Annotated in this window: 2 rRNA genes (1 of these 2 running past the window's edge); both read right to left on the bottom strand. The window is 56.9% G+C overall.

The annotated features are described in order from the left end of the window. Positions 1-2 precede the first annotated feature (2 nt). Positions 3-119: ribosomal RNA gene (rrf, locus tag ACZ6O2_RS36310) — 5S ribosomal RNA — on the bottom strand. 82 nt (positions 120-201) lie between these two features. After that, a 23S ribosomal RNA gene (locus ACZ6O2_RS36305) occupies positions 202-3,081 on the bottom strand; it runs 331 nt beyond the window's last position.

Below are 3,081 nucleotides of genomic sequence, written 5' to 3'. Positions count from 1 at the left end.
TTGTCCGGCGGTGTCCTACTCTCCCACACCCTCCCGAGTGCAGTACCATCGGCGCTGGAGGGCTTAGCTTCCGGGTTCGGAATGTAACCGGGCGTTTCCCCTCCGCCATGACCGCCGTAACTCTATCGACATATCAAACAACACCCCACCGGGTCTGTTGTTCGTTCATCGAGAGTTGCACAGTGGACGCGTAGCAGCTTAGTAGTCAAGTCCTCGGCCTATTAGTACCGGTCAACTGAACCCGTTACCGGGCTTACATTTCCGGCCTATCAACCCAGTCGTCTAGCTGGGGGCCTTACCCCACAAAGTGGGTGGGATACCTCATCTTGAAGCGAGCTTCCCGCTTAGATGCTTTCAGCGGTTATCCCTTCCGAACGTAGCTAACCAGCCGTGCCCCTGGCGGGACAACTGGCACACCAGAGGTTCGTCCGTCCCGGTCCTCTCGTACTAGGGACAGCCCTTCTCAAGTATCCTACGCGCACGGCGGATAGGGACCGAACTGTCTCACGACGTTCTAAACCCAGCTCGCGTACCGCTTTAATGGGCGAACAGCCCAACCCTTGGGACCTGCTACAGCCCCAGGATGCGACGAGCCGACATCGAGGTGCCAAACCATCCCGTCGATATGGACTCTTGGGGAAGATCAGCCTGTTATCCCCGGGGTACCTTTTATCCGTTGAGCGACACCGCTTCCACTCGCAAGTGCCGGATCACTAGTCCCGACTTTCGTCCCTGCTCGACCTGTCAGTCTCACAGTCAAGCTCCCTTGTGTACTTGCACTCAACACCTGATTGCCAACCAGGCTGAGGGAACCTTTGGGCGCCTCCGTTACCCTTTAGGAGGCAACCGCCCCAGTTAAACTACCCACCAGACACTGTCCCTGAACCGGATAACGGTCCGAAGTTAGATACCCAAATCAACCAGAGTGGTATTTCAAGATTGCCTCCACCCATACTGGCGTATGAGCTTCACCGGCTCCCACCTATCCTACACAAGCTAATTCGGATACCAATGTCAAGCTATAGTAAAGGTCCCGGGGTCTTTCCGTCCTGCCGCGCGTAACGAGCATCTTTACTCGTAATGCAATTTCGCCGGGCCTGTGGTTGAGACAGTGGGGAAGTCGTTACGCCATTCGTGCAGGTCGGAACTTACCCGACAAGGAATTTCGCTACCTTAGGATGGTTATAGTTACCACCGCCGTTTACTGGCGCTTAAGTTCTCCGCTTCGCCCCGAAGAGCTAACAGGTCCCCTTAACGTTCCAGCACCGGGCAGGCGTCAGTCCATATACATCGAATTACTTCTTCGCATGGACCTGTGTTTTTAGTAAACAGTCGCTTCCCCCTGCTCTCTGCGGCCATACAACGCTCCACCCGCGCGGGGCTTCACGTCTCCGGCCCCCCTTCTCCCTAAGTTACGGGGGCAATTTGCCGAGTTCCTTAACCACAGTTCGCCCGATCGCCTCGGTATTCTCTACCTGACCACCTGTGTCGGTTTGGGGTACGGGCCGCTAAGAACTCGCTAGAGGCTTTTCTCGGCAGCATAGGATCACTGACTTCACCTGAATCGGCTCGGCATCACGTCTCAGCCTACATGGCGTGCGGATTTGCCTACACACCGGCCTACACGCTTACCCCGGCACAACCACCGGCCGGGCTCAGCTACCTTCCTGCGTCACCCCATCGCTTGACTACTACCCGCCAGGTTCCCACGCTCCCCACCATTGGTCCGAAGACCGCCGGCAGTTCGGATGGTTAGCACAACGAGGTTCATCAGGGTCGCTCTTTCGCGGGTACGGGAATATCAACCCGTTGTCCATCGACTACGCCTCTCGGCCTCGCCTTAGGTCCCGACTCACCCAGGGCGGATTAGCCTGGCCCTGGAACCCTTGGTCATCCGGCGGAAGGGTTTCTCACCCTTCTTTCGCTACTCATGCCTGCATTCTCACTCGTGCCGCGTCCACACCTCGATCACTCGGATGCTTCACTCGCGGCACGACGCTCCCCTACCCATCCACACACCTGCACAAGGAATCACGTCCAAGCGAGGTAAAAATGTGAATGCCACAGCTTCGGCGGTGTGCTTGAGCCCCGCTACATTGTCGGCGCGGAACCACTTGACCAGTGAGCTATTACGCACTCTTTAAAGGGTGGCTGCTTCTAAGCCAACCTCCTGGTTGTCTATGCGACCCCACATCCTTTTCCACTTAGCACACGCTTAGGGGCCTTAGCTGGTGATCTGGGCTGTTTCCCTCTCGACTACGAAGCTTATCCCCCGCAGTCTCACTGCCGCGCTCTCACTTACCGGCATTCGGAGTTTGGCTGATTTCGGTAAGCTTGTGGGCCCCCTAGACCATCCAGTGCTCTACCTCCGGCAAGAAACACGCGACGCTGCACCTAAATGCATTTCGGGGAGAACCAGCTATCACGGAGTTTGATTGGCCTTTCACCCCTAACCACAGGTCATCCCCCAACTTTTCAACGTTGGTGGGTTCGGCCCTCCACGCGGTCTTACCCGCGCTTCAGCCTGCCCATGGCTAGATCACTCCGCTTCGGGTCTAGGACACGCGACTGAATCGCCCTATTCAGACTCGCTTTCGCTACGGCTCCCCCACACGGGTTAACCTCGCCACATGCCACTAACTCGCAGGCTCATTCTTCAAAAGGCACGCCGTCACCCCGCAAGGCTCCGACGGATTGTAGGCGAACGGTTTCAGGTACTATTTCACTCCCCTCCCGGGGTACTTTTCACCATTCCCTCACGGTACTCGTCCGCTATCGGTCACCAGGAAGTATTTAGGCTTACCAGGTGGTCCTGGCAGATTCACGGCAGATTTCAGGGGTCCGCCGCTACTCGGGAACACCCACAGGAGACCAGCCACTTTCACCTACCGGACTATCACCGCCTACGGTCAGCCTTTCCAGACTGTTCGGCTAGCAACTGGCTTTATAACTCCTCACACGAGTGTCAGCTCGTGTAGCAGGGTCCCACAACCCCGACCACGCAACCCCTGACAGGTATCACACGCAGCCGGTTTAGCCTCAATCCGCTTTCGCTCGCCACTACTCACGGAATCACTAATT

The sequence above is a fragment of the Micromonospora sp. NPDC048040 genome, assembly GCF_055587185.1.
Note: the sequence above shows the minus strand (reverse complement) of the source record. Positions and strands in the feature narration are given on the sequence as shown.